Annotated in this window: 23 protein-coding genes, 1 tRNA gene and 1 other RNA gene; 13 read left to right on the forward strand and 12 right to left on the reverse strand. The window is 67.5% G+C overall.

The window, feature by feature from the left end; translation table 11 throughout:
- Positions 1 to 3 precede the first annotated feature (3 nt).
- The 3 genes from ACHAA4_RS07375 to ACHAA4_RS07385 are packed head-to-tail and all read left to right on the forward strand — an operon-like array spanning position 4 to position 3150.
- Positions 4 to 1227, forward strand: coding sequence for a quaternary amine ABC transporter ATP-binding protein (locus tag ACHAA4_RS07375; RefSeq protein ID WP_435773551.1), 1224 nt, complete (start codon positions 4 to 6; stop codon positions 1225 to 1227).
- Positions 1224 to 2171 carry an ABC transporter permease gene (locus tag ACHAA4_RS07380; RefSeq protein ID WP_435773552.1) on the forward strand — a complete coding sequence of 316 codons (948 nt, stop codon included), beginning with the start codon at positions 1224 to 1226 and terminating at the stop codon, positions 2169 to 2171. Before ACHAA4_RS07375 ends, ACHAA4_RS07380 begins: the two co-directional genes overlap by 4 nt.
- Before the next feature lie 58 nt (positions 2172 to 2229).
- Positions 2230 to 3150 carry a glycine betaine ABC transporter substrate-binding protein gene (locus ACHAA4_RS07385; RefSeq protein ID WP_435773553.1) on the forward strand — a complete coding sequence of 307 codons (921 nt, stop codon included), beginning with the start codon at positions 2230 to 2232 and terminating at the stop codon, positions 3148 to 3150.
- Between the two features lie 120 nt (positions 3151 to 3270).
- On the opposite strand, the gene ACHAA4_RS07390 is transcribed toward ACHAA4_RS07385, so the two are convergent.
- Positions 3271 to 3930, reverse strand: coding sequence for a hypothetical protein (locus tag ACHAA4_RS07390; protein WP_435773554.1), 660 nt, complete (start codon positions 3928 to 3930; stop codon positions 3271 to 3273).
- Positions 3931 to 3958: 28 nt separating this feature from the next.
- Positions 3959 to 5326, reverse strand: coding sequence for an isocitrate lyase (aceA, locus tag ACHAA4_RS07395; RefSeq protein WP_435773555.1), 1368 nt, complete (start codon positions 5324 to 5326; stop codon positions 3959 to 3961).
- Between the two features lie 211 nt (positions 5327 to 5537).
- Between aceA and ACHAA4_RS07400 the strand changes: the two genes are divergently transcribed.
- Positions 5538 to 5993 (forward strand): hypothetical protein, encoded by a 456-nt coding sequence (locus ACHAA4_RS07400; RefSeq protein ID WP_435773556.1) that lies wholly within the window; start codon positions 5538 to 5540, stop codon positions 5991 to 5993.
- 60 nt (positions 5994 to 6053) lie between these two features.
- Here the strand turns inward: ACHAA4_RS07400 and ACHAA4_RS07405 are convergent, their stop codons facing one another.
- The 4 genes from ACHAA4_RS07405 to ACHAA4_RS07420 all read right to left on the reverse strand — a co-directional run bounded on the left by ACHAA4_RS07405 (position 6054) and on the right by ACHAA4_RS07420 (position 9168).
- Positions 6054 to 6581, reverse strand: a complete 528-nt coding sequence (locus ACHAA4_RS07405) for a LytR C-terminal domain-containing protein (RefSeq protein ID WP_435773557.1) — start codon at positions 6579 to 6581, stop codon at positions 6054 to 6056.
- Between the two features lie 36 nt (positions 6582 to 6617).
- Positions 6618 to 7241: a hypothetical protein gene (locus ACHAA4_RS07410; protein ID WP_435773558.1), complete on the reverse strand. Its 624-nt coding sequence runs from the start codon at positions 7239 to 7241 to the stop codon at positions 6618 to 6620.
- A 91-nt stretch (positions 7242 to 7332) separates the two neighbouring features.
- An RNA gene (gene ffs / locus ACHAA4_RS07415) (signal recognition particle sRNA small type) lies at positions 7333 to 7429 on the reverse strand.
- A gap of 41 nt (positions 7430 to 7470) precedes the next feature.
- Positions 7471 to 9168 carry an alpha-keto acid decarboxylase family protein gene (locus ACHAA4_RS07420; protein ID WP_435773559.1) on the reverse strand — a complete coding sequence of 566 codons (1698 nt, stop codon included), beginning with the start codon at positions 9166 to 9168 and terminating at the stop codon, positions 7471 to 7473.
- 214 nt (positions 9169 to 9382) lie between these two features.
- Here ACHAA4_RS07420 and ACHAA4_RS07425 point away from each other — a divergent pair, with 214 nt between their 5' ends.
- Complete coding sequence (locus ACHAA4_RS07425) at positions 9383 to 10360, forward strand: zinc-binding dehydrogenase (RefSeq protein ID WP_435773560.1); 978 nt, start codon at positions 9383 to 9385, stop codon at positions 10358 to 10360.
- A gap of 64 nt (positions 10361 to 10424) precedes the next feature.
- Here ACHAA4_RS07425 and gluQRS read toward each other — a convergent pair whose 3' ends face one another.
- Positions 10425 to 11357 (reverse strand): tRNA glutamyl-Q(34) synthetase GluQRS, encoded by a 933-nt coding sequence (gene gluQRS / locus ACHAA4_RS07430; RefSeq protein ID WP_435773561.1) that lies wholly within the window; start codon positions 11355 to 11357, stop codon positions 10425 to 10427.
- Positions 11358 to 11498: 141 nt separating this feature from the next.
- Between gluQRS and ACHAA4_RS07435 the strand changes: the two genes are divergently transcribed.
- A tRNA-Ser gene (locus ACHAA4_RS07435) sits at positions 11499 to 11583 on the forward strand.
- An 81-nt stretch (positions 11584 to 11664) separates the two neighbouring features.
- Here the strand turns inward: ACHAA4_RS07435 and ACHAA4_RS15370 are convergent.
- Positions 11665 to 11826 (reverse strand): DUF8730 family Cys-rich protein, encoded by a 162-nt coding sequence (locus ACHAA4_RS15370; protein WP_494337968.1) that lies wholly within the window; start codon positions 11824 to 11826, stop codon positions 11665 to 11667.
- Between the two features lie 291 nt (positions 11827 to 12117).
- Here ACHAA4_RS15370 and ACHAA4_RS07440 point away from each other — a divergent pair, with 291 nt between their 5' ends.
- The gene (locus ACHAA4_RS07440) at positions 12118 to 15207 is read left to right on the forward strand and encodes an ExeM/NucH family extracellular endonuclease (protein WP_435773562.1); all 3090 of its coding nucleotides are present in this window, start codon (positions 12118 to 12120) and stop codon (positions 15205 to 15207) included.
- Between the two features lie 119 nt (positions 15208 to 15326).
- Here ACHAA4_RS07440 and ACHAA4_RS07445 read toward each other — a convergent pair whose 3' ends face one another.
- The gene (locus tag ACHAA4_RS07445; protein ID WP_435773563.1) at positions 15327 to 16469 is read right to left on the reverse strand and encodes a GuaB3 family IMP dehydrogenase-related protein; all 1143 of its coding nucleotides are present in this window, start codon (positions 16467 to 16469) and stop codon (positions 15327 to 15329) included.
- 13 nt (positions 16470 to 16482) lie between these two features.
- The gene (guaB, locus tag ACHAA4_RS07450) at positions 16483 to 18021 is read right to left on the reverse strand and encodes an IMP dehydrogenase (RefSeq protein ID WP_435773564.1); all 1539 of its coding nucleotides are present in this window, start codon (positions 18019 to 18021) and stop codon (positions 16483 to 16485) included.
- A 341-nt stretch (positions 18022 to 18362) separates the two neighbouring features.
- Between guaB and groES the strand changes: the two genes are divergently transcribed.
- A complete protein-coding gene (gene groES / locus ACHAA4_RS07455; protein WP_058887472.1) occupies positions 18363 to 18659 on the forward strand; it encodes a co-chaperone GroES in 297 nt (98 codons plus the stop codon).
- Between the two features lie 73 nt (positions 18660 to 18732).
- The gene (groL, locus tag ACHAA4_RS07460; protein ID WP_435773565.1) at positions 18733 to 20328 is read left to right on the forward strand and encodes a chaperonin GroEL; all 1596 of its coding nucleotides are present in this window, start codon (positions 18733 to 18735) and stop codon (positions 20326 to 20328) included.
- Positions 20329 to 20443: 115 nt separating this feature from the next.
- Here the strand turns inward: groL and ACHAA4_RS07465 are convergent, their stop codons facing one another.
- Positions 20444 to 21322, reverse strand: coding sequence for a CPBP family intramembrane glutamic endopeptidase (locus ACHAA4_RS07465; RefSeq protein ID WP_435773566.1), 879 nt, complete (start codon positions 21320 to 21322; stop codon positions 20444 to 20446).
- A gap of 43 nt (positions 21323 to 21365) precedes the next feature.
- Between ACHAA4_RS07465 and ACHAA4_RS07470 the strand changes: the two genes are divergently transcribed.
- Positions 21366 to 21953, forward strand: coding sequence for an arsenate reductase/protein-tyrosine-phosphatase family protein (locus ACHAA4_RS07470; RefSeq protein ID WP_435773567.1), 588 nt, complete (start codon positions 21366 to 21368; stop codon positions 21951 to 21953).
- Positions 21954 to 21976: 23 nt separating this feature from the next.
- Here the strand turns inward: ACHAA4_RS07470 and ACHAA4_RS07475 are convergent, their stop codons facing one another.
- Positions 21977 to 22903, reverse strand: a complete 927-nt coding sequence (locus ACHAA4_RS07475) for a fructosamine kinase family protein (RefSeq protein ID WP_435773568.1) — start codon at positions 22901 to 22903, stop codon at positions 21977 to 21979.
- Positions 22904 to 22937: 34 nt separating this feature from the next.
- Here ACHAA4_RS07475 and ligA point away from each other — a divergent pair, with 34 nt between their 5' ends.
- The 3 genes from ligA to ACHAA4_RS07490 all read left to right on the forward strand — a co-directional run bounded on the left by ligA (position 22938) and on the right by ACHAA4_RS07490 (position 26715).
- Positions 22938 to 25265 (forward strand): NAD-dependent DNA ligase LigA, encoded by a 2328-nt coding sequence (gene ligA, locus ACHAA4_RS07480; RefSeq protein ID WP_494337969.1) that lies wholly within the window; start codon positions 22938 to 22940, stop codon positions 25263 to 25265.
- Positions 25266 to 25267: 2 nt separating this feature from the next.
- Positions 25268 to 26143, forward strand: coding sequence for an inositol monophosphatase family protein (locus ACHAA4_RS07485; protein ID WP_435773791.1), 876 nt, complete (start codon positions 25268 to 25270; stop codon positions 26141 to 26143).
- Between the two features lie 71 nt (positions 26144 to 26214).
- Complete coding sequence (locus ACHAA4_RS07490) at positions 26215 to 26715, forward strand: GNAT family N-acetyltransferase (RefSeq protein WP_435773569.1); 501 nt, start codon at positions 26215 to 26217, stop codon at positions 26713 to 26715.
- The last annotated feature ends 33 nt before the right edge of the window (positions 26716 to 26748 follow it).

The raw sequence follows: 26748 nt of genomic DNA on the forward strand, positions 1-26748 counted from the left end.
ATCTTGAACTCCAGCACGAGCGAGCCTGCGGTCAGAGCACAGAACGTGTTCAAGGCCTTCGGAAAGCGACCCGAGGAAATCGTCCGGCGCATCAAGGACGGAGCTGATCGCGAGGACGTGAAAGATCTCGGCACAGCAGCCGTGATCGACGCGAGCTTCGACGTGCAGCCCGGTGAGGTCTTCGTCGTGATGGGCCTCTCCGGCTCAGGAAAGTCCACGCTCATCCGCATGGTCAACGGCCTGCTGCCTGCCACTGCGGGCAGCATTGAGGTCGGCGGAGAGGACATCGCCAAGCTCTCCGACCGAGACCTGCGCCGGATCCGCCGAGAGAAGGTCTCCATGGTCTTTCAGCACTTCGCACTCCTGCCGCACCGCACCGTCGGCCAGAACGCCGCCTACGCCCTGGAGATCCAGGGGCTCAACCGCTCCGACCGTGAACGCAGAGCCGAAGAGGCGCTGAACATGGTGGGGCTCAAAGGCTGGGGCGGCTCCATGCCGGACGAGCTCTCCGGAGGGATGCGTCAGCGAGTCGGTCTTGCCCGCGCCCTGGCGGCGGGCACCGAGGTGATGCTCATGGACGAGGCATTCAGCGCGTTGGATCCCCTCATCCGTCGGGAGATGCAGGACCAGCTCGTGGAGCTTCAGGAGCAGCTCGGCAAGACCATCCTGTTCATCACCCACGACCTCAACGAGGCCATGAGGCTGGGAGATCGGATCGCGATGATGCGTGACGGACGCACCGTGCAGGTCGGCACCTCGGAGCAGATCCTCAATGATCCGGCCAACGACTACGTCGCCCAGTTCGTCCAGGACGTAGACCGATCAAGGGTGCTCACGGCCGGCGCCATCATGGAGCCTCCCGTGGCGGTCCTCGGCATGGAACAGGGCCCTCGCACCGCCCACAAGCTGATGCGCGAACACCAGACCAACGTGCTCGCCGTGGTCGATCGCAGCAAGAAGCTGCACGGCTTCGTCCACGAGGCAGCCGTCGCCGAGGCCGTGACCCGCGGCACCGACACGCTCGAGGGGCTGCTGCAGCCTGCTCCCGCGGTCCATGCAGACACCCCGCTCGCCGAGCTCATGACTCAGGCGGCCGAACATGAGACAGGCTTGGCAGTGATCGACGATGCTGGCCGACTCGAGGGAATCATCGCGAGGGTGACGCTTCTGAACGCCCTGGCCGAGCCGAAGCACGAGCAGCCAATGAAGACCGAGGTGTCCCGATGATCGCAACAGCCGAGGAGACCGAGGGCGCGGGTGTCCCCCGCCTCAATGTAGGGACGTGGATCGAATCCGGATTCGACTGGGTGAACGCCAATCTCGGGGTCCTCCTGGACCTGATCCGGGATTTCCTGACGGCCCTGGTCGATACCCTGGAGGGGCTGCTCAACGCCCCCGACGCGATGCTGCTCGTCGTCCTTTTCGCCCTGTTCGCCTGGCTGGTCAGCAACTGGAAGCTCGGGCTGCTCTCCTTCGTGCTGCTGGTCTTCATCATCAGTGTGGACCAGTGGGAGCAGGCTATGGCCACACTGGCCCTGGTGATCGTGGCGGCCGCAGTCGCCCTGCTCATCGGGATACCGCTGGGCATTGCTGCCGCCCGCTCCCAGCGCGTCAGCAACATCGTGAGACCCGTGATGGACCTGATGCAGACGATGCCGGCGCTGGTCTGGCTGGTCCCGGTGGTGACCTTGTTCAGCATCGGCGTCGCAGGGGCCGTGATTGCCACGGTGATCTTCGCCCTTCCACCCGGACTCCGCTTCGCGGAGCTGGGCGTCCGGCAGGTCGACTCCGAGGTCGTCGAAGCGGGGCAGGCCTTTGGCAGCACTCCCTGGCAGATCCTGTTGAAGATCCAGCTGCCGCTGGCGCTGCAGACCATCATGGCCGGCGTCAACCAGGTGATCATGCTCGCGCTCTCCATGGCGGTGATCGCCGGGTTCGTCGGTGCCGGTGGGCTCGGCGGCGAGGTCACCCGGTCGATCGGCAGCCTGGACATCGGGCTCGGCTTCGAAGCAGGCCTCTCCGTGGTGGTGCTCGCGATCTTCCTGGACCGCGTCACCGCCGCCGTCGGCAGCGGCGGCGTCCTCTCCGGGCGCATCTCAAAGCTGACCCGTCGCGGCCACGACGCCGAGCGCTCCGCCACCCGAAGCCGGGCCATGGGACAGACGCCCTGAGACCCCTCCTGCTCACCACATTTTCGCACTGCACCACCGACATGGAATGAGGAAGATGATGAGTACACGCACTGGAACCACATCCAAGTTCATCGGGCTGACCGCTGCCGCCGCCCTGGCGCTGACCGCCTGCGGCGGAGGCGACGACACCGCCGGTGACGCCGCGGATGAGACCGGCGCTGGCGAAGGCGGCGGAACGGTCACTCTGGGCATCATCCCCTCGTGGACCGATGGGCTGAGCATGGCCTACCTCTGGCAGGGCATCCTCGAGGATGAGGGCTATGAGGTCGAGATCGAGGAGATCAACGACGCCGCCCTGCTCTACACCGGTGTCGCCGAGGGAGACATCGACGTCTACCCCTCGGCATGGCCGGAAGTCACCCACGCCGACTACATGGACCAGTACGGGGACGACCTCGAGGACCTCGGGGCCTACTACGAGGGCGCCGTGCTGACCTTCGCCGTGCCGACCTACAGCGACATCGACTCCATCGAAGAGCTCAACGACAACGCCGAGGACTTCGAAAACCGGGTCGTCGGCATCGAGCCCGGGTCCGGTCACATGGGCGTCACCGCCGACTCGGTCTTCCCGGAATACGAGCTGGATGAGAACTTCGAGCTCGTGGAGTCCTCGACCAGCGCCATGCTGGCCGAGCTCGGCTCCGCCATCGACAGCGAGGAAGACATCGTCGTCACCCTGTGGAGGCCCTTCTACGCCTACGGCGACTACGACCTGAAGGACCTCGAAGATCCCGCCGGCGCGCTGGGCGAGCCGGAGACGCTGAACTTCATCGCCAACTCCGGCTTCTCCGAAGAGTTCCCCGACGTCGCCGAGTGGATGAGCGGGTTCACGCTCACCGACGAGGAGTACGCGGAGCTGGAGAACATGATGGTCAACGAGTACGCGGACAACGAGGAAGAGGCTGCTCAGGTCTGGCTGGAAGACAACGCGGAGATGATCGACTCACTCAAGGAGTGATCATTCGACCCTGATCGGGTCCAGCTGCTCAGTGCCTCACGACAGAGACCCCCGATACCGTGGCGAGTCAAAGACTCGGCTCAGGGATCGGGGGTCTCTGTCGTGAGCTCAGCTGCTTCGTCAGCGGGCCCGCTTCTGCAGCAGGACGGCGCCGCCGGCGTCGTCCTGCTCTGCGCTGAAGGTGATCGCACGGATGGTGCCTGCCGGAAGACCGACCAGCTCTTCGGCCCGGGTGAACATCTCCTGCCAGATCTCCAGCTCATCCTCGCTCTCGATGCCGAGCAGCGAGATGAACGGAGCCCTGCCCTCAGAGACCAGGCGGCGTGCTCGGCGCTGGATATGCAGCGCGAAGTCAACCAGTCCTGCCGACAGCGCCTCCCCCTTGGCGAAGATCCGGTCCTCGGACCGGGTCAGCCGCCGGGGGGTGGCGAAGGCCGAAGGTGGTTCCACCAGATACCGCTCAACCAGCGCCTTCCAAGAGGCCTCAGCCTCCTCCGCGCTTCCGCTCCGCCCCACGGGGCTGGGCGCGAAATTCCGCTGCGGCTGCAGCTCCGGCCCCTCGAGCTCGGCGATGCGGCTGCCGAACTCGCGGTGCAGGGTGCTCAGGAAGGTCAGCGCATCCGCGGTGAACACCTCATTCTGCCGCGGTGCCCGCGGCGCGCTGAGTGTGATGCCGTTGATCGTGATGCCGTTGCTCGAGGTCGCCTCGGCGGCAGCGGTGGTGGCCTGGTTCCGGGGCGTGGTGCTGGAGCGGATGGATGTGCTGGTCTGGGCGTTCATGGCTGACTCCTTTGTCAATGCCGGTGGATCAGTGGAATTGTCCTGCTTCGGTGGAACCCTTGTAGGCCACCGTCGAGGACTCGGGGTTCAAGGTGGTCGAGATGGCATCGAAGTAGCCGGTGCCGACCTCGCGCTGGTGCTTCGTGGCGGTGTAGCCATCCGCTTCTGCTGCGAATTCCTTCTCCTGCAGCTCCACGTAGGCCTTCATCTGGTTGTCCTTGTATCCGCGCGCCAGCTCGAACATCGAGTAGTTCAGCGCGTGGAAGCCGGCCAGGGTGATGAACTGGAACGTGAAGCCCATGGCACCCAGCTCACGCTGGAACTTCGCGATGGTCTCGTCGTCGAGGTGCTTCTTCCAGTTGAACGAGGGCGAGCAGTTGTAGGCGAGCATCTGATCCGGGTACTCGGCCTTGACCGCCTCGGCGAACTGCTTGGCGTACTCCAGGTCCGGGGTGCCGGTCTCCATCCAGATCAGATCCGCGTAGGGGGCATAGGCCTTGGCCCGGGCGATGCAGGGCTCGATGCCGTTGCGCACCTTATAGAAGCCCTCGGCGGTCCGCTCTCCGGTGATGAAGGGCTGGTCTCGCTCGTCGACGTCGGAGGTGATCAGGGTGGCGGCCTCAGCATCAGTGCGGGCGATGACCACGCTGGGGGTGTTGTGCACATCGGCAGCCAGACGGGCCGACTGCAGCGTGCGCACATGCTGACCGGTCGGGATCAGCACCTTGCCGCCGAGGTGTCCACACTTCTTCTCCGAGGCGAGCTGATCCTCCCAGTGCACGCCGGCCGCGCCGGAGGCGATCATGGACTTCATCAGCTCGTAGGCGTTCAGCGGTCCGCCGAAGCCGGCCTCGGCGTCGGCGATGATCGGGACCATGTAGTCCTCGACCGTGCGGGTGCCCTCCAGGTAGTCGATCTGGTCGGCGCGGAGCAGCGCGTTGTTGATCCGGCGCACCACGGAAGGCACCGAGTTGGCCGGGTAGAGCGACTGGTCCGGGTAGGTATGGCCCGAGAGGTTCGCGTCGCCGGCGACCTGCCAGCCGGAGAGGTAGATGGCGCGCAGACCTGCCTTGACCTGCTGGACGGCCATGTTTCCGGTCAGCGCACCCAGGGAATTCGTGTACTTGCCCTCGGCGTGCTCTGCGGTGAGCTGGCTCCACAGCTTCTCGGAGCCGCGCTTGGCCAGCGTGCGCTCTTCCTGGACGTTGCCCTGCAGCTTGATGACCTCGGCCGCGGAGTAGTCGCGGGTGGTGCGCTCCCAGCGCGGGTTGGTGTCCCAGTCCTGCTGCAGCGCGTCGACCTTCTGCTGGAAGACCTCTTTGGTCTCGGGGCGAAGCGTGGCCTCGGGCTGCGAGGTCTGCGATGTCTCTGGCTGCGAGGTAAGTGTGTCGGTCATCTGAATCTCCTTTGAATCGTGGACCGTCTTTCGGGGACAACCCCAGTTCATCCCCTGTGAACCCCCCGCACCAGACTTTTCTCATCAAAGATCTGCGTTTCTTTGCGCAATCGAAGAAACGCTGGAAGATTCGACCGAACCTGATCTTCTACACTGTGTAGAAGAGGAAAGTCCGCCCGATTCCCGCCGCAGATCACCGAAGAGGAGCACCATGACGAACCCCACCTCCCCCACGAACGCCCCGAACACTAGGACCTCCACCAACCCGACGACGACGTCGCCTGCCGCGCCGGCCAGCCCGATGCCGCAGCTGACCCTGATCGTCGGCGGGCTGCTCGTCGTCATCGGCATCGTCGGCTACGTGGCCACCGAGTTCGCCAGCATGACCGCGCTGATCCCCTCGGTGGTGGGCGTGCTGCTGCTGATCAGCGGCGGCATCGCGATGAAGAACCGCAAGCTCGGCGTCCACATCGCCCTGGCGGTCGCACTTCTGGGCGCGCTGGGCATGATCATGCCGCTGATGAGCCTGCCCGAGCTCTTCGCCGGCGAGTCAGACAACCCCGGAGCGGTGATCTCCGCACTGGTCACCGTGATCGTGCTGGTGGTCTACATCGTCCTGGGGGTCCGCAGCTTCATCGCCGCCCGGCGCTGGAAGAACGCGCGCTGAGCTCCACTGGACCGAACCACAGCTGAACTGGGCTGAACGGAACTGGGCTGAGCCGATCGACTAGTCGGTGGCGCAGCGCAGCAGGCCGGGGACCATCTGGAGGTCCCCGGCCTCTTCCATGTCCTGGGCCGAGAACTCCGACCCCAGGATGAGATCCACCCTGTAGTCGTCGCGATCGTCGAAGTCGACCATCGAGCCGGGGATGTGCTGCTGCAGCGTGTAGGCCTGCCGCAGACCCCGATCCCCGACGCGGATGATCCCGGCGAAGCCGGTGTCGGCGAAGTAGTCGTTGTCCACTTCAGCCACCCGGAAGCGACGGTCGCGCAGATCCTCGGCTACCTCTTGTGCGAGCCCCGCGGAGTTGGTCGTGTTGAACACTGAGATCCGGACCCGCTCGGGCACCACCGGCTGCTGCGTGCTGGAGGGGCACTGCTCTGCGGTCGGGATGGATCCGCGGCCGAAGACGCTCAGCGGAATCGTCCCGTTGATCATCAGCCAGCTGGCGCCGCTGATCGCTCCGATCACGGCCAGGGTCCCGAGCCAGAGCAGGAGCCGTTGGGTGCGGGTGCTCGCGGGCCGGTGATCCATGGCTCGATTCTAGAAGCTCACCGGGGCCTTGGAGAGTCAGCCGCCAGACGCGGCGAGCCGAGGCCCAGCCTCTGGGGAGTCGACGCGTGACCTCTGCTGCCCACCGGCGCTGCCGGTTGCTGTGGTGACCAGGCCGCCGAGAACGGCCATCGCGATCCGTGGCCGCGCGATGCCGTGCTCTCGCAGCTTGTCCTCGATGGCTCCATCCAGCCACAGCGAGAAGCGCATGTACCCGTAGACCGAAGCCCCGGCGGCGACCCCGATGCCCCACAGCGCTACCCGGCGCCGAGGGCTCAGGGGCGGTTTTTGATCCTGCGCTGAATCGTCCTCCACCAGCGGCGGCGACTCCTGCTGCTCCACCGGGTCCCGCTCGCCTGGCTCGTGCAGCTGGTCCGGCCCATGCTCGGCCGACGTCCGGCCAGCCTCGGCCATGGCCTCCCAGACTCGTGGAGTGACCAGGATCGTGGTGATGCTCGCCGCAGGGACCCACATGATGGCCTGACGCAGCCATTCCGGGTATCGGCGCACCGGCACTAGGGTGAGGACGCCGGCAGCAGTCCCCTGGACCCACCGGTTCTGGATCCAGGCGGGGATTTGAGAAGGTGAGGGGGCAGCTGCCGAGACGGCAGTCGGCGAGAGAGCGCTTGGTGAAGAAGTCATGCTCCGAGATTAGGAACTCGGCGGCGGCGCGGCATCAGTCTAGAGGCTGATTCCCGCGGGAACTCCCCGCGGACGACAAGCGGCTGGAGACGTTAAGAGCCCCACGTGCACCTGCCAGAGCCCACTTACCCTTGCTACCTTCCGGTCCTGGGGGAGTTCAGCAGGATGGCACCGCACGTGGGGCCAGGGATCATCGTATCTCGGCCTCAGGGTTCAAGGCCAATGGAGCTCATCGCTTGAGCGCGTTGGCCACATCTTGAAGCAGCTGCGGGATGTCATCGCGGTCGGTGATCGCCTCGATGAACACCAGCTTCTCGCGGTTGCTCATGGTGTCCTTGCAGGCTGCGAGCAGCTCGGCCTCGGTGGTGACCCGGCGGTAGAGGTAGTCCTCCTCGGCGGCGCCGAAGAGGCGGGGCACCAGCTCCCAGCGCCAGGGCGCGATGTCGTTGTACACCTCGTCGGGTCCGTGGATCGCGCGCTCGACGGTGTAGCCGTCGTTGTTGACCAGCACCACCACCACGGGCAGCTTCTCGCGGATCATCACCCCCATCTCCTGGATGGTCAGCTGGGCGGAGCCGTCGCCGATGAGCAGCACCGGTCGGCGGCTGGGGTCTGCGAGCCCGGCTCCGATGATCGCGGGCAGGGTGTAGCCGATGGAGCCCCACATGGGCTGTCCGATGAACGTGGATTTCGCCGGGAACCGGTGGGAGGCCATGCCGAAGTAGCTGGTCCCCTGGTCGGCGGCGACGATGTTCGCCGATTCCAGCTGCGAGGCCAGCACGGACCAGAGGCCGTCCTGGGTCAGCGGACCCTCGGAGGGCTCCCGCGGCGTTTCCGTGGGCGGGGCCGCCGCCGCGGGCATGGGGGCGACGTCGTCGAGCTCGGTGGTGACCCGGTGCAGGACTGCGAGCGCGTCCTGCAGCGAGATGGGCGTGAAGACCTCATCGCCGACCCGAGCGCCGAAGCGGGAGACGTCGATCATCCGGGCGGGATCGAGGTTCATGGAGAACCCGGCGGTGGTGTTGTCGGTGTACTCGACCCCGAGGGTGATCAGCGCATCCGCACCCTCGATGACGTCGCGCACCCGGTCCTGGGAGGCTGCTCCGGCGTAGATGCCCACGAAGTTCGGGTCCGACTCGTCGACCAGGGTCTTTCCCCAGGCCAGGGTGGCGAAGGGCAGCTGGGAGTCGGTGAGGAACGAGGCCAGCTCCTCGGTGGCGCCGAGTCGGTGGACGAGCAGATCGGCCAGCACGGCGGTGCGACGCCCGGGCAGGAAGCGGCGCACGGCTTCTTCGAAGGCGGCGACGGCGCGCGGCGTGGTCACCGGGAGGTCGGTGGCCAGCGGCTCCGAGGGCGGGTAGGCGGCCACTTCGGCGACGTCGGCGGCCAGCATCAGGTAGCCGGGGCGACGACGGAAGACGACGTCGCGCAGGACGCGGTCGATCTCCCAGGTGGCGGTGGGGGCGTCGAGGTCGGCGTGGGCGCAGGTGACCTCTTCGGCCATGCGCAGGAAGTGCTTGAAGTCGCCGTCGCCCAGGGAGTGGTGGATCTTGCGACCCGAGGCCTGGGTCTCCTTCGGCGGGGCGCCGACGATCTGGACCACCGGCACGGACTCGGCGTAGGAGCCGGCGACGGCGTTGATCGCGGAGAGCTCGCCGACTCCGTAGGTGGTCAGGAATGCGCCGATGCCGCGGATACGGGCATAGCCGTCGGCGCTGTAGCCGGCGTTGAGCTCGTTCGCGGAGCCGACCCAGCGGATGCTGCGGTGGGCCACGACGTGGTCCAGGAAATGGAGGTTGAAGTCTCCGGGGACGCCGAACAGTTCGGTCAGGCCGAGCTCGGCCAGCCGGTCCAGCAGGTAGTCACCGATCGTGTAGTTCTCGAGGGACTCATCCTGGGTGGCTTCGGACTTTTTTTCTTCGGGCATGGGTCTCGCCTTCATGGTCGTGGCCGGCTCCAGCGATGCGGGTGGTTCAACTGGGCGGCCAACGGTCTACGGTGCGTTCAGTCTACGTGGGAGCCGTCACAGCCGGTCCGAACGGAATAGCGCTGGACGCCAAGCCGTTCCTCCACGCGTGACGCCCACGCAGCATCGGCGTCCCCAGCATCACGCAGCAGCACCCAACGGAAGGCAGAGCATCATGCGCGCAGTCACCCAACAGACATTCGGCGAGCCCTGGGACGTCCTGGACGTCGAAGAGGTCCCCACCCCGGATCCCGGCGCCGGAGAGGTCCGGGTGCGGACCCTGCTCTCCCCCATCCACAACCATGACCTCTGGACCATCCGCGGGTCATACGGCTTCAAGCCGGAGCTGCCGGCCCGCACCGGGTCCGAGGCCGTCGGGGTCATCGACGCGCTCGGCGAGGGCGTCGAGCAGCTCACGGTGGGCCAGCGGGTCGCCATCGGCGGGGTCTTCGGCGCCTGGGCGGAGTACTTCATCGCCCAAGCCGGGGGCCTGATCCCGGTGGACGAGGACGCCCCAGATGAGGTCGCCTCCCAGCTGGTCGCCATGCCCTTCTCCACCATCGCCCTGCTGGACTGGCTGGATCTGAACGAGGGCGACTGGATCATCCAGAACGCCGCCAACGGCGCAGTGGGCCGGATGCTCGCCCAGCTGGCACCGAGCCGGGGCATCAACGTGCTGGGCCTGGTGCGTCGCGACGAGGGCGTCGAGGAGCTCGGCGCCCAGGGCATCGAGCAGGTCGTCTCCACGGAGTCGGCTGGCTGGCAGGACCGCGTCGCCGAGATCACCGGCGGGGCAAAGATCGTCGCGGGCATCGACTCCGTCGGCGGAGAGGCCAGCAACCAGGTGCTCTCCCAGCTGGGGGAGGACGGCACGCTGGTGATCTTCGGCGCCATGGCCGGAGGCACGATGGCGCTGGACTCCGGTGCCATCATCTTCAAGAACGTCACGATCAAGGGCTTCTGGGGCTCCCGGGTGATGAGCGATCTCGCGCCCCAGCGTCGCGGGGAGCTCTTCACCGAGCTGCTCACTCGGGTGAAGGACGGGACCCTCTCGCTCACCGCCGAAGCGACCTACCCCTTCGATCAGGTGCGCGAGGCCGCGAAGGCGAACTTCGTCGCGGGCCGCAAGGGCAAGATCCTGCTGCGCCCATAGCCTGGAGACCTTGTTCCCGCCGCCGGGCGCTTCACCTGTCTGGGTGTTTCAACCTCCGGGCGTCTCAGCTGCCCGGAGGTTGGAAGACCCAGGGCTCGGTGGGCAGCGCGGTCGGGTCGAAGGACTCCAGCGCCTGGGCCAGCGGACCGGGCGGGAGTCCCAGCGAGACCAGCAGCAGATCACGCAGCGACGCGGCGTCGATCCCCTGTTCCTGCAGGGCGGCACGGGTCACAGCGCCGTCCCGCTTCGCCAGGCGCTGCCCCTCGGTGTTGAGCACCAGCGGCACATGGGCGTACTGAACCTCCGCGGCTGCGTGCCAGCCGTAGAGCAGTCCGCGCAGGTAGGCCTGGTTCGGCGTGGAGGAGGCCAGGTCATCTCCGCGGACCACCTGATCCACTCCGGTCAGATGATCGTCGACGACCACGGCCAGGTTGTAGGCGGGGGTGCCGTCATTGCGCTGGATCACGAAGTCATCGACCTCCGTGGTGATCCGGCCCAGCAGCACGTCCTCCACGGAGGACTGCTCGGCAGTCCCGGCAGCTGACCGGGGCGCGCGCAGCCGCAGCGCAGCCGGGCGCTCCGCTCGGCGCCGTGCCCGCTGCTCCTCGGTCAGATCTCGGCAGGTGCCGGGATAGGCGCCGGTGGGTGCGTGGGGAGCCCGGGCAGCCTCACGGATCTCGCGCCGCGAACAGAAGCACTCGTAGGTCAGCCCGTCCTGCTGGAGCCGCGCAATGGCGTCCGCGTAGAGCTCCATCCGCTCGGACTGCCGGAACAGGCGGGCACCGTCCAGCGCGTCGAAGGTCAGACCCATCGCGTGGAGATCCTGAGACTGCTGATTCTCCGCGCCCGCCACAGTGCGGTCCAGATCCAGATCTTCGAAGCGCAGCAGGAAGTCGCGTCCGCTGGCGCGGGCGAAGAGCCAGGCCAGCATCCCGGTGCGCAGGTTGCCCAGATGCAACTCTCCGGAAGGGCTAGGCGCATAGCGTCCAGCGGGCATCGTCGACCCCTTTCCTCAGGTCAGATCACGGCAGTGATCCATCCTACGGGGGCTCGATGTGCATTATGCGTCGGTTCTCCGCTAGTATGAAGTCTGCTCTCGAGGGCCGCGCCGATCAGGCAGGCCAGCGGGAAGCAGCCAGGAGGATTCGCCTAGCGGCCTATGGCGCACGCTTGGAACGCGTGTTGGGTTCACGCCCTCGGGGGTTCAAATCCCCCATCCTCCGCCGACGGAAGCCCGTCAGTCTGGATCACAGACTGGCGGGCTTCTTCGTGTCCCCACCCGTAGTCGGATCAGCGACGGATCATCAGCGGCCGAAGAGCCGACTGAAGAACCCTCTCGAGTGCGCAGGCTCGTGTCCCGGGCAGCGCTGCGCCGCGCTGACTCCGCGCATCACCTGATCCACATGCTGGCCGCATCCCGCCCAGGTGGTCTTTCCGCAGGTCTTACAGGTCACGGCTCGGCACATGGTGACTCCTCTTTTTCGGGTGAACGATATCTCCATAATACCCCAGGGGGTATACGTGGCGAGCCGGCGGCGTCGTCGTCCTCTTCGTCGGGTTTACGCATTCCCGCAGGTCACCTCGGTCCGCCGGTTTCCCTGTCTGTAGCACGCCGTTCACATGACCCTGCTTGGATGCGGCGTAGACCCGGTCGGCCGCGCTCGCGCAGCCACACTCTGGTCTGAAGATGCAGCACTGACGTGACCATCGGTGAGCGCATGAGACGTTCACCATCAATGGAAGAGGATTTCCCCTTGATGAGCATCCCCCGGCAGACCGCCCCGCCTGGGCGGCGACGACCGCTCCCCCGCGCACTAGCCGCTCTCGGGCTCAGTGCAGCCCTGCTCGCTCCGGCGCCCGCCTTCGGCTCCACCGCGACACCTGCCCCCGAGGAGGCGGGAAGCCCCACCGGTGCCGACTGCGTCGTCATCAACGAGGCCTTCCCGAACGGCGGCAGCGGATCAGCCGCGCTCTCCCACCGGTTCGTGGAGCTGCTGAACACCTGCGAAGCGGCCGTGGACCTCAGCGAGTGGTCGCTGCAGTACCGCGCCAGGACGACGACGGGCTCGCCCAGCTCGACCATCGAGCTCAGCGGCGAGATCGCCCCCGGGGGCCACTACCTCATCCAGGGCGGCGGCAACAACGGCGACGGCGCCGCACTGCCCACCCCGGATGCCCAGACGGGTGCTGCGATCGGCGCTGCGGCCGGCGGCACCTACGTCCTCGCCTCCACCTCGGAGACGCTGAGCGATCTGCCGCTGGAGTCGGTGGTGGACCATGACCAGGTCGCGGACCTGCTGGGCTTCGGCACCACCAACACCTTCGAGACGGCGCCGGCCACCGCCGCCACGAACACGACCTCGATCACCCGGACTCAGGGCGTGGACACCGATGACAACTCGGCAGACTTCACCCGCGCCGAGCCCTCCCCGACCAATGCCGCCGGGGACACCGCCGGTGAGCCGAGCGAGCCGGAGGCCACGGACCCAGAACCTACTGATCCCGAGCCGACCGAGCCGGAGCCGACGGAGCCGGAGCCGACCGAGCCGGAGCCGACCGAGCCCCCGACTCCGGTCGAGCCCAGTGAGCTTGAGATCGCGGACATCAACGCGACCCTGGACTCCGAGGACGATGACCTCGCGGTGACCACCCGCGGCGTGGTCACCGCGGTCTACCCCGCCGAGCAGAGCTTCAACGGTTTCTACATCCAGACCGCAGGCTCCGGCGGCGACGTCGACCTGCGCAGCCACGAGACCTCCGACGCGATCTTCGTCTACTCCCCCACGGCGGTCTCCGAGCACCTGGTGCAGATCGGTGACTTTGTGGAGATCACCGGCGACGCAACCGTCTACTTCGACAACCCGCAGATCGCGCTCTACCCCGGGTCCACGCAGACTCCGCATCATGAGCTTGCCGTGATCGAGGACGAGCCCTTCGAAGCGGTCAAGCCGGCCTCCCTCGAGGTCCCGGAGGATGCGCAGCAGCGTGAATCGCTGTTGGGCATGCTGCTGGACCCGCAGGGCACCTACACGGTCACCGACCACTACACGCTGAACCAGTACGGGGAGATCGGGATCGTGCTCGGCGAGGAGCCGCTGGTGAACCCCACCTCGGCCGTGCGACCAGGTCCCGAGGCCGAGGCGCTGGCCGCGGAGAACGCCGAGCGGGTCATCTACCTCGATGACGCGGCGTCGATCTCCTGGCAGGCCTGGAGCACCGACCGCGCACTGCCCCTTCCGTACCTGACCATCGAGGACCCGATCCGGGTCGGCGCCGAGGTGCTCTGGCAGACCGACGTGATCATGGACTACCGCTTCGAGGAATGGAGGTTGCAGCCGCGCTCGAAGCTGACTCCCGAGACTGCCGAGCAGTTCCAGCCCGCGGATTTCGAGAACACCCGCGAAGGCAACGAGTCCCCGGCCGAGCGCGAGGGAGACGTGCGCATCGCCGGATTCAACGTGCTCAACTACTTCATCTCGCTCGGCGAGGACGAGCCGGGCTGTGAGTTCTACACCGACATCGACGGCGAACCCACCACGAACGACTTCTGCGATGCCCGCGGCGCGTACAGCCAGGCGAGCTTCGATCGTCAGGAGTCCAAGATCGTCGCGGCGATCTCCGGGCTCGACGCCGACGTCGTCGCGCTCCAGGAGATCGAGAACACCCGGCACTTCTTCGAAGACGGTGATCGCGACCGGGCGCTGGCCGCGCTGGTCGAGGCGCTGAACGACGCCGAAGGCAGCGCCGGCACCTGGGACTACGTGGAGTCCCCGGAGCAGGTGCCCGCCGTGGAGGACGTGATCCGCAATGGATTCATCTACCGCACCGATCGTGTGGCGCCCGTGGGCGATTCCCGGATCCTCTTCCAGGACGGGGTCGCGGACCTGGACCAGGAGACCCTCGGGGAGCTCGATCTGGACGCGATCTTCTCCAACGCCCGCGAACCTCTGGCCCAGGAGTTCACCCCGGTGGACGGCGGGACCGAGGGCAGCGCGGCTGAGGACGACGAGAGCTTCCTCGCGATCGTCAACCATTTCAAGTCCAAGGGCGGCAGCGGCAGCGGAGACAACGCCGACACCAACGGGCAGGGCTCCTTCAACGGGGACCGGGTCCGTCAGGCGGAGGCGCTGGTGGCCTTCGCCGAGGCGCTCGAAGAGGACGCCGAGACCGAGAAGGTCTTCCTGATGGGCGACTTCAACTCCTATGAGATGGAGGACCCGGTACAGGTCATCGCCGAGGCTGGCTACGCGAACCTCTCCGCCGAGACCGGCGGGTACAGCTACATGTTCGACGGCGCGGTGGGATCCCTGGATCACCTCTTCGCCTCTGAGGCCGCCGCGGCCGACGTCGCCCAGACCGAGATCTGGAACATCAACGCCGTAGAGCCGCTGGCGCTGGAGTACAGCCGGTACAACTCGGTGGGCACCCTGCTTTACACTCCGGACCAGTGGCGCTCCTCCGACCACGACCCGATCCTCGCTGACCTGGCGCTCTCCGGACCTTCAACGCCGGGCGAAGGGGACGACGAGACTCCCGAGCACCAGGCCTGGGACTCCGGAACGGTCTACACCCAGGGTGACACCGTGAGCCATGACGGAGGCGTCTACCGGGCGCTCTGGTACACGCAGCGCCAGGAGCCCGGAGCCTCTCCCTGGAGCGCCTGGTCGCAGGTCGGCACGCCGACCGCGTGCGGCGATGAGACGCTGCCGCAGTGGGCCCCGAGCTCACAGTTCGACGGCGGCGAGACCATCGTGCACGAAGGAGTCAGCTACACCGCGAAGTGGTACACCCGGAATCAGGAGCCCGGAAACCGCTACGGCCCCTGGGAGAAGTCCGGCAGCTGCTGAACCAGCCCCTCCCTCTACGAAAAAATCGTAGGGCTGTTGGGATGTCGTAGGGCTTAAGCTCTACGACATCCCACAGCCCTACGATTTTTTTGCCGCAGGGTTGCCTCAGGGAGAGCGCCTCAGCGGGTCTGCTGGCCCATCGGGGAGACGATCGCGTCCACGCGTTGGAAGGACTTCAGGTCCACGTACCCGGTGGAGGCCATCGCGTGGCGCAGGCCGCCCATCAGGTTCGAGGACCCGTCGGTGTGGTGGGCGGGGCCCCAGAGCACCTCCTGCAGCGGCGCCACGGTCCCGACCCGGGTGCGGTGGCCGCGGGGGAAGTCCGGGTGCACCGCTTCGAGGCCCCAGTGCCAGCCCTGGCCGGGTGCCTCTTCGGCGCGGGCCAGGGTGGTGCCGAGCATCACGGCGTCGGCGCCCATCGCGAGGGCCTTGACCAGGTCCCCGGAGGAGCCCATCCCGCCGTCGGCGATGACATGGACGTAGCGGCCGCCGGATTCGTCCAGGTAGTCCCGTCGGGCGGCGGCGATGTCGCTGATCGCGGTCGCCATCGGCACGCGGATGCCCATCGCGCGGCGGGTGGTGGTGGCCGCGCCGCCCCCGAAGCCCACCAGCACGCCGGCGGCACCGGTGCGCATCAGGTGCAGGGCGGGCGTGTACCCGGCCGCCCCTCCGACGATCACCGGCACGTCGAGCTCGTAGATGAACTCCTTGAGGTTCAGCGGGTCACCGTTCTGGGCGACGTGCTCGGCCGAGACGGTGGTGCCGCGGATGACGAACATGTCCACGCCGGCCTCGATGACCGTGCGGTAGAACTCCTGGGTGCGCTGAGGTGTCAGCGAGCCCGAGACGACGACGCCGGCCTCACGGATCTCGGCCAGCCGTGCGGTGATCAGCTCGGCCTTGATCGGCTCGGAGTAGAGCTGCTGCAGCCGACGGGTGTTCTCCGCGGAGACCTCGTCGGCGCCCAGTGCCGCGATCTCCGCAAGCACCGGCTCCGGGTCCTCGTAGCGGGTCCAGAGACCCTCGAGGTTGAGGACCCCGAGACCGCCCTGCCGGCCCAGCTCGATGGCCGTGGCCGGTGACATGACCGAGTCCATCGGCGCACCGATCACGGGCATGGAGAAGTTGTACGCGTCGATGCGCCAGTCCAGACTCACGTCTGCGGGGCTGCGAGTGCGTCGGTTCGGGACGATGGCGACATCGTCCAGAGCCCAGGCCCGGCGACCGTTCTTCGCCAGGCCGATGGGGATCTCGTTGCTCAAAGCTGCTCCTTTACTAGCGCCGGTAGTTCGGCGCTTCCACCGTCATCATGATGTCATGCGGGTGCGATTCCTTGAGTCCGGCAGAGGTGATCCGCACGAACTTGCCCTTGTACTTCAGCTCGTCGATGGTGTGCGCGCCCACGTAGAACATGGTCTGCCGCAGGCCTCCGGTGAGCTGGTGGAACACCACCTCGAGCGGGCCGCGGTATGGCACCTGGCCCTCGATGCCCTCGGGGATGAGCTTCTCATCGGTGGGCACATCCGCCTGGAAGTACCGGTCCTTGGAGAAGGAGGTGTTCTTTCCTCGGGTCTGCATCGCACCCATGGAGCCCATGCCGCGGTAGGCCTTGAACTGCTTGCCGTTGTAGAACACCAGGTCCCCGGGGGACTCGGCGGAGCCTGCCAGCAGCGAGCCGAGCATCACCGAGTCGGCACCGGCGACCAGCGCCTTGCCGATGTCACCGGAGTGCTGCAGGCCGCCGTCGGCGATCAACGGAACCCCGGCGGGGATGGCCGCCTTGGATGCTTCGTAGATGGCGGTGACCTGGGGCACGCCGACGCCGGCGACGATGCGCGTGGTGCAGATGGAGCCCGGTCCGACGCCGACCTTGACCGCGTCGGCTCCAGCGTCGATGATCGCCTGGGCCCCCTCGCGGGTGGCCGCCTGGCCGCCGATGACATCGACCCCGGCCGCAGCGGGTTCGGCCTTGAGCCGGGCGATCATGTCCAGCACGCCGCGGGTGTGGCCGTTGGCGGTGTCCACCACCAGAGCATCCACCCCGGCGTCGATCAGGGTCATGGCGCGCTCGAAGCCCTCGCCGAAGAAGCCCACGGCGGCGCCGACGCGCAGTCTGCCCTCTTCGTCCTTGGTGGCCTGGGGGTAGCGGTCGGCCTTGTCGAAGTCCTTGATGGTGATGAGTCCCTGGAGCACGCCGTGGTCATCGACCAGCGGCAGCTTCTCCACGCGGTGCTCGGAGAAGATCCGCAGCACCTCTTCGTTGGGGATCCCGACGTGGGCGGTGATCAGCGGCTGCGGGGTCATCTTCTCGTAGACCTTGGTGGTCAGGTACTGCTCATGCGGGATGAACCGGGTGTCGCGGTTGGTGATGATGCCCAGCAGCTTGGACTCGCCGTCGACCACGGGGAGGCCGGAGACCCGGTAGTGGGCGCAGAGCTCGTCGAGGTCAGCGATGGTCGCGTCCGGGGTGATCGTCACCGGGTCGCTGATCATGCCTGACTCGGACCGCTTGACCTTGTCCACCTGGCGGGCCTGATCCTCGATGGAGAGGTTGCGGTGCAGGATGCCGATCCCACCCTGGCGGGCCATGGCGATGGCCATCGGCGCCTCAGTGACGGTGTCCATCGCGGCCGAGGCGACCGGGGACTGCAGCACGATGTTCCGGGAGAACCGGGTCGCGGTGTCTGCTTCGGAGGGGATGACGTCGGTCGCGCCGGGGAGCAGCAGGACGTCGTCGTAGGTCAGTCCGACGAAGCCGAAGGGATCGTGCTCCGCGGCGCCGGCCGCGCTCGGCTGCTGATGAGGTTCAGTCACGGTGGTGCCTCTCGAGGTCGAAAGCGTTTGGCTCAGCGTCAAGTCTACGTCCCGTCCGCGTCCGCCCGGAGCCAAAGCTTTAGCACTCTGCTTGACCGAGTGCTAAGCCCGTCTATAAAGTTTCACCTAGCACTCGAGACCCTCGGGTGCCAGCTTGTCTGCGGGTCGTCAACCCGCGGATATCAGCCTGACGGGGCACCATCCGGCACCGCGACGACGGTTGGCCACTCCCAAGGCGTGCGACAGATTTCGGCTCGTCGAGCACCCCGGACGCACCGGGAGGCTCAGCACGGGCCTGTGCTGATAAACCGAATCCACACCACGCAAAGGAGAGTACTGACGTGTCAGTCTCCATCAAGCCTCTCGAGGATCGCATCGTTGTTCGCCCCCTGGAAGCAGAGCAGACCACCGCTTCCGGTCTGGTCATCCCCGACACCGCCAAGGAGAAGCCCCAGGAGGGCAAGGTCGTCGCCGTGGGCCCAGGTCGCTTCGACGAGAAGGGCAAGCGCATCCCGGTTGACGTCTCCGAGGGCGACGTCGTCATCTACTCCAAGTTCGGCGGCACCGAGGTCAAGGTCAGCGGCGAAGAGTACCTCGTGCTCAACGCCCGCGACGTCCTCGCCATCATCGAGAAGTAAGAACGGACCGCTGAAGGCTCTTCACGGACCTCATCACGATCCGATTCTCACCCTCTCAAAGGAGCAGTAACCCATGGCAAAGCAGCTTGAATTCAGTGATGCTGCACGCCGCGCTCTGGAAGCCGGCATCGATAAGCTTGCAGACACGGTCAAGGTCACGCTCGGCCCGAAAGGCCGCAATGTAGTCCTGGACAAGTCCTGGGGCGCACCGACCATCACCAACGACGGCGTCACCATCGCCCGTGAGGTGGAGGTCGAGGACCCCTATGAGAACCTTGGCGTGCAGCTGGCCAAGGAAGTCGCCACCAAGACCAACGACGTCGCTGGCGACGGCACCACCACCGCAACGGTCCTGGCCCAGGCCCTGGTCAAGGAAGGCCTGCGCAACGTCGCGGCCGGTGCGGCACCCAGCGAGATCAAGCGCGGCATCGAGACCTCGGTCGCCGCTGTGACCCGCCGTCTGCGCGAGAACGCTCGCGACGTCGAGGGCCAGCAGGTCGCCAACGTGGCCGCGATCTCCGCGCAGAACGACGAGGTCGGTGAACTCCTGGCTCGTGCATTCGACGCAGTGGGCACCGACGGCGTGATCACCATCGAAGAGGGGTCCTCGACCTCCACCGAGCTGGAGATCACCGAGGGCATGCAGTTCGACAAGGGCTACCTGTCCCCGCACTTCGTCACCGATCCTGAGCGCCAGGAAGCGGTCATCGAAGATCCGCTGATCCTGATCAACCAGGGCAAGATCTCCAACATGGCAGAGTTCCTGCCGGTGCTGGAGAAGGTCCTGCAGGCCAAGCGCCCGCTGTTCATCATCGCCGAGGATGTCGAGGGCGAGGCCCTCTCCACCCTGGTGGTCAACAAGCTGCGCGGCACGCTCAACGTGGTCGCGGTGAAGGCTCCCGGCTTCGGGGACCGCCGCAAGGCCATGCTTGAGGACATCGCAGTGCTCACCGGTGGACAGGTCATCTCTCCTGATCTGGGCCTGAAGCTCGATCAGGTCGATCTGGAATCACTGGGCACCGCACGTCGGGTGACCGTGACCAAGGATGCGACCACCATCGTCGACGGCGCCGGGTCCAAGGAAGATGTGGACGCTCGCGCGGCCACCATCAAGGCCCAGGCCGACGCCTCTGACTCCGAGTGGGATCGCGAGAAGCTCCAGGAGCGTCTCGCGAAGCTCTCCGGCGGCATCGGCGTCATCAAGGTCGGCGCTGCCACCGAGGTGGAGCTCAAGGAGCGCAAGCACCGCATCGAAGATGCCGTCTCCTCCACCCGTGCGGCTCTGGAAGAGGGCATCGTGGCCGGCGGCGGCACGGCGCTGATCAACGCCCTCTCCGTGCTGGATGAGGACGAGGACGTTCAGGCGCTCTCCGGAGACGCCGCAGCCGCTGTGGGCATCGTCCGCCGAGCGCTGGTCCAGCCGCTGCGCTGGATCGCTCAGAACGCCGGCGAGGACGGCTTCGTCGTCGCCTCCAAGGTCTCTGAGCTTGAGCCGAACCACGGCTTCAACGCCAAGACCGGTGTCTACGGCGATCTGATCGCCGACGGCGTCATCGACCCGGTGAAGGTCACGCGCTCTGCTCTGCAGAACGCCGCCTCCATCGCGGCCCTGGTGCTGACCACCGAGACCCTCGTGGTCGAGAAGAAGGACGAGGACGAGGATCACTGATCTCGTCTGACTCCTCACACGTGGGGCCCTGACCGTTCTCGGTCAGGGCCCCACGTGTGTCTGCAGCGGCCGATTCGGCCGCGGCCGCCGGTGCGAAGACCTCGCCTCCCGGCGACTACTCCAGCTGGGCGAGCTGCAGCACCAGCGGGAAGGCGAGGAAGGCGACCAAGTCGAGCAGCAGGTGGGCGACCACCAGCGGCATGACTCGTCCGTAGCGGTGATAGAGCCACCCGAAGATGACCCCCATGAGCAGGTTCCCGATGCCCGGTCCGAAGCCCTGGTAGAGGTGATAGGCCCCGCGCAGCACCGCTGCGGCGAGGATGATCATCCAGATGCTCACCCGGGGCCAGATCCTGCGGGCGCGGTCGAAGAGGTAGGCCACCATGATCACCTCTTCGAGCAGCGAATGCCGCAGCGCTGCCAGGATCAGCACCGGGGAGGTCCACCAATGCTCCCCGACGTCGGCCGGGATGATCTCGGTGGTGATCCCCGCCGCCCGTCCTGCTCCGTAGACCACCAGGGTGCCCAGCCCGATGATCAGGAAGAGCCCGACGCCGAGGCTCAGGTCCCGCATGGGTCGGCGCAGGTCCAGTCCGAAGCGCCGAAACGGGTTCATCCCATGCAGGAAGAACAGATAGAAGACCAGCGCCACCGGGAAGAGTGCGAACAGCGAGTCCAGCACCTGATAGCTGAGATCGAAGAACTCCGCGCGGGACCGCGAGGTCTGTACGGTGGCGCTCTGCTCGGCCAGCGGCGCCAGGCTCAGCCGTTCGGCCAGCTGCAGCACCGCGTAGACGGCGGATCGGCCCAGCGAGAGACCCAGCACGATGGCGAGCTCCCAGCCCAGGAAGCGCCGCGACACCGGCAGGCCCGCTCCCGACGGGGCGGCAGAGCCGGCGGTCGGGCCGGCAGCGTGGCGGGCAGCGGGCGCGGCGTCAGGCCCGGGGGCGCTGGCTGGCTGTGGACCGGAGACCTCCGGCGTCGTTGGCTTCACGCTCAAGAGTCTAGGTCTGCTGGGAGCCGGTGGGTGTGGTCAGATGGAAGGTATGACTGAGACCTACACCCTGCTCGCCGTCTGCACCGGCAACATCTGCCGCTCCCCCGCCATGGATCGCCTGCTGGCGCATGTCTTTGCGACCCAGGACGACATCGCGGTGCTCTCGGCCGGCACGCACGCTCATGTCGGAGATGACATGGAGGCCCAGATGAAGGATCGGCTGGCCCACTACGGCGCCGACACAGCTGACTTCGTCGCGGAACAGCTGGAGCCGGAGATGATCCGCCGCTCCGATCTCGTGCTGACCGCCACCCGGGGGCACGTGCGCGACATCCTCAGTGATGTTCCGGACAGTGCACAGAAGGTCTTCACGCTGCGCGAGTTCGCGCGGCTGCTCGAGTCCCTCGACGAGGCTGCCCTGACCGAGGCCCTGGTGTCCGCGGAGACCACGGCGGAGAAGCTCGCAGCACTGGTGCCGCTGGTCGCTGAGCAGCGTGAGCACGCGCAGTCGCCCACGTCCTCGGACGACGTGGTGGACCCGTACATGATGCCCGATGAGGTCTTCGACGAGTCCTTCGCCCAGGTCCGCGGACCGATCGAGGCGCTGCGCGACACCCTGCAGCGCTGACCGGCCAGCGCGAACAGCCCCGCTCAGAGCCGCAGCACCGACTCCGCGGCGCTCACCGTGGGCCCGCGATAGCTGGAACCGAACAGCAGCCAGTGCACGGCGAGGCAGAAGAACTGATGCAGCGGGACCCGCTCCTGCCAGCCCGCGCGCAGCGGGTGCTCCTGCTGATACCCGCTGATCACCGCGTCGAGCTGCGGCAGCCCGAAGAGGTGCAGCAGCGCGAGGTCGGTCTCCCGGTGTCCGGCATGGGCGGCCGGGTCGATGAGCACTCCCTCCACCTCTCCCGCCCCAGTGGGGGTCCAGAGCACGTTTCCCGCCCAGAGATCCCCGTGGATCAGCGCCGGGGGCTCCTCGTCGTCGAGCGCGCCGGAGCCGATCAGGTCTCGCGCCGCGCGCAGCAGCTTCGCATCTGCTGACTCGATGTTGGGCTCCAGCGCTTCCAGCACCGGGTCCAGACGCTCTGCCGCAGTGAAGGCGCCCCAGGAGCTGTGCACCCGAACACCCAGTGCCAGCGGCTGCTCGGCGGGCCCGAAATAGGCCGGAGTCGCCGTCGGATGCTCCGGGGGCAGCACCCCGAAGCCGATCTCCTCCCCGCGGCCGGCCTGGTCGGAACGCGCCGGGTCGGAGCCGACCTGGTCGGCACGCGCCTGGTCGGAGCGAGCCCGGTCGGGACCCGCCTGGTCGGCGGCCGGAGCCTGGGAGGCCAGCCAGTCGTGGGTCCGGGCCAGCGCGGCGCCGAAGCGTCGACCCGCAGCGGCGTCCGGGCTCGCGGAGCTAAGCTCCTCCAGTACCAGCTGACCGAGGTCTGAGCCGGTGCCGGGCCTCGCAGTGATGACTGATACCACTGGTGCCCCGCCGTCGCGGGCGGCCTGGGTGAGCCAGCGCAGTCCGGCGGCCTCGACCATGGTGGCCTGCGGGTGATCGGCAGGAGCGTGCTTGATGAAAGCCATGTGTCACACCCTAGTCAGGACTAGACTCATTCGAGTGAGCGAATCAACCGAGAACCCCGTCGTTGACTCTTCCGAGGCCGTCCCCTCCCACGCGGTGCGTGAGGAATACATGCAGCTGGTCGAGGAGGTGCGCAAGCATCGGATCGCCTACTACCAGGACAACGATCCGGTCATCTCCGACGCCGAGTTCGACGTCCTCTTCGAACGCCTCGAGAAGATCGAGGCCGAGCACCCCGAGATCGTCGCCGTGGACTCCCCCACCCAGGAGGTCGGCGGCGAGGTGGCCGAGGCCTTCTCCCCGGTGCAGCACCTGCAGCGGCTCTACTCCCTCGAAGACGTGTTCACTCCATCCGAACTGCGCACCTGGTATGACCGGGCGAGCGCCTCCTTGGCGACCCAGCGCCCCGAGGAGACCGTGAAGTGGCTGGTCGAGGTCAAGATCGACGGCCTGGCGATCAACCTGCTCTACCGCGACGGCAAGCTGATCCGCGCCGCCACCCGCGGCGACGGCACCACCGGGGAGGACGTCACCCATAACGTGCTCACCATCGAGGACATCCCGGCCGAGCTCGCCGGGACCGACCACCCGGAGGAGCTGGAGGTCCGTGGGGAGATCTTCATGCCCACCGCGGAGTTCCACGCCTTCAACGCCGGGCTCACCGAGGCTGGCAAGGCCCCGCTGGCGAACCCGCGCAACGCCGCGGCCGGATCGCTGCGGCAGAAGGACCCCGCCAAGACCGCCGAGCGGCCGCTGTCGATGTTCGTCCACGGCATCGGCGCGCGCACCGGCTTCGAACCCGGCAGCCAGCACGCCGCCTATGAGCAGCTCGCCGCCTGGGGGCTGCCGGTCAGCCCCTACACCGCGCTGCTCGATGACTACGACCAGATCCAGGCGTACCTCGACGAGCACGAGAAGAAGCGCCACGCGCTGGTCCACGAGATCGACGGGGTGGTCATCAAGGTCGATGACTTTGCCCAGCAGCGCGGACTGGGACATACCTCCCGGGTGCCGCGCTGGGCCGCGGCGTATAAGTACCCGCCGGAGGAGGTGCACACCCGGCTGCTCGACATCATGGTCCACGTCGGGCGCACCGGCCGGGTCACCCCCTTCGCCGTCCTGGAGCCCAAGAAGGTCGCCGGTTCGGTGGTCTCCCGCGCCACCCTGCACAACCGTGATGTGGTCAAGGCCAAGGGCGTGCTGATCGGCGACGACGTGATCGTGCGCAAGGCCGGGGACGTGATCCCCGAGGTGGTCGGGCCGGTGCTGGCGGCGCGGAAGGACCGAGAGCAGGAGCTGGTCGAGTTCAGCTTCCCCACGCACTGCCCGATCTGCGGCACCGAGCTCGCTCCGGCCAAGGAGGGCGACGTCGACTACCGCTGCCCCAACGCCGAGAGCTGCCCCGCCCAGGTCAGTGAGCGGGTCATCCACATCGGTTCACGCGGCGCCCTGGACATCGAGGCCCTCGGCGAGGAGGCCGGGCTGGCGCTGACCAACCCGGACCTGCGCCGCCCCATCCCGGAACTCATCGACTGGGAGGAGACCGATGCCTCGGGCATCAGCCTGGACCTCGACGGGGACCGCGCCCCCGTTCCCCAGGAGCCGGTGCTCCACGGCGAGGCCGGGCTCTTCGACCTGCGGGTCGAGGACCTCAAGGACGTCTACGTCTGGCGAGAGACCCGGCGCAAGAATGAGCAGACCGGCCAGCGCGAGTCCACCGGGAAGTGGGCGCCCGCACTGTACTTCTTCACCAAGGCGCAGCTGGCCAAGGATGGGACGGTGAAGAAGGCCTCCGAGCCCACCGCCAACACCGTCCAGCTCTTCGCCGAGCTCGAGAAGGCCAAGGCCCAGCCGCTGTGGCGGGTGCTGGTCGCGCTTTCGATCCGGCATGTGGGCCCCAGCGCCTCGCGGGCGCTGGCCAACGCCTACGGCTCCATGGCGAAGATCCGCGCCGCCAGTGAGGAGGAGCTCGCCGGGATCGACGGGGTCGGCCCGCGGATGGCGACCACGCTGCGCGATTGGTTCAGCACCGACTGGCACTGCCAGATCGTGGATCGCTGGACCGAGGCCGGGGTCCGGACGGTCGATGAGATCGACGAGTCCGCCCCGCGCACCCTGGAGGGACTCAGCGTGGTCGTCACCGGATCCCTGGAGGGGTACTCCCGGGATGAGTCCAAGGAAGCGATCATCACCCGCGGCGGACGAGCCGCCGGATCGGTGTCGAAGAAGACCGACTACGTGGTGGCCGGTGCCAACGCCGGCACCAAGCTCGAGAAGGCCGAGGCGCTGGGCGTCCCGGTCCTCGATGAAGAAGCGTTCACTGTACTGCTGAACAAGGGTCCCGACGGATTGGACGATGCATGACGATGCCGAAGCCTGAGAATGTGAATCCACAGAAGCTGAGTCCGCAGAAGCTGCAGGACCTGCTGGAGATCGCCCACGAAGCGGCCGCCGCCGGCGCCGGCGTTCTGGCCGAACGTGAAGACGTGTCCCCCTCGGGACTGGTCCTGGGCCAGGAGCACTCCGGGGTGCAGACGAAGTCCTCCGCCTCCGACCTGGTCACCGACTTCGACCGGCGCGCCGAGCAGGCCGTGCGCGAGGTGATCAACCGGCGTCGCCCCTCCGACGAGGTCTCGGGTGAGGAGTACGGCACCACCACACCGGCGGAGCCCAGCGGCTACCGCTGGTCCATCGACCCGCTCGACGGCACCACGAACTTCGTCCGTGGGATCGTCTACTACGGCACCTCGGTGGGCCTGCAGGGCCCCGATGGCACTTGGCTGGCCGGCGTCGTCGTGGCTCCGGCGCTCTCGCGGATCTGGTGGGCCAGCGTTGGAGCCGGTGCCTGGAGCACCCACGGCGACTCCGAGCCGACGCGGCTGAGCGGACCCACCGGCGGGCTCGACGCAGGTCTGCTCTCGACCGGCTTCGGCTATGACCCGGACCGACGCGCCGAACAGACCCGCGCGGTCACCGCGATGCTGCCCCACTTCGGGAACATGCGCCGACTCGGGGCCGCCGCCCTGGACATCTGCATGGTGGCCGACGGCACCCAGAACGCCTACGCCGAGTACGGCATCTGGGAGCACGACTGGGCCGCCGGAGCACTCATCGCGGAAGAGGCCGGCGTCTTCGTGCGCCGCCCGATCGCGGCGGACAGCAGCGAGACCCCGGATTGGACCGTGATCGGGGACATCGGCATCGACCCCAGCGAGCTCTCACCAGCTCCGCTGACCCGCTGAGCGCCGTGGACCAGCCTTCAGGCCAGCACAGCCCTGCCCCACGAAGCCCTCTCCTGCGAAGCGCTGCCCCGATGCGGGTCCGTCCCGCCACCGAGGCCGACTGGGACCGGATCGCCGAGCTGACCGTCGCGGCCTATGTCGACGGCGGCTTCCTCACCGCCGGGGACTCCTACATCGCGCATCTGAGCGACGTCGAGACCCGCGCGAGAGCCTCCCAGCTGCTCGTCGCTGAGGTCCCCACCGACGACGGCGCGGCGGTGGCCGCCTCGGTGGCGGTCACCGATGCCGGTGGGCCGATGGCCGAGGTGGCCCGGGCCGGTGAGATGGAGTTTCGGATGCTGGCCGTGGCGCCGGAGTATCAGGGCCGCGGCATCGCCCGGGCGATGGTGCGCCACATCATCGGGGTCGCCGAGTCGCGGCCGGAGATCCGGGCGCTGACCTTGTGCAGCCTGACCTCGATGACCAACGCGCACGCGCTCTATCGCTCGGAGGGTTTCCGCGCGATGCCCGAGCGGGACTTCTTCCTGCCCGAGAAGTCCGCACAATTCCCGTTCTTCCTGCGCGAGGTCTGACACCTCGAAGATGACCGCGACGGCGTCCGCGGC

It is taken from the genome of Nesterenkonia maliinae (assembly GCF_051262655.1).
Classification (GTDB): domain Bacteria; phylum Actinomycetota; class Actinomycetes; order Actinomycetales; family Micrococcaceae; genus Nesterenkonia.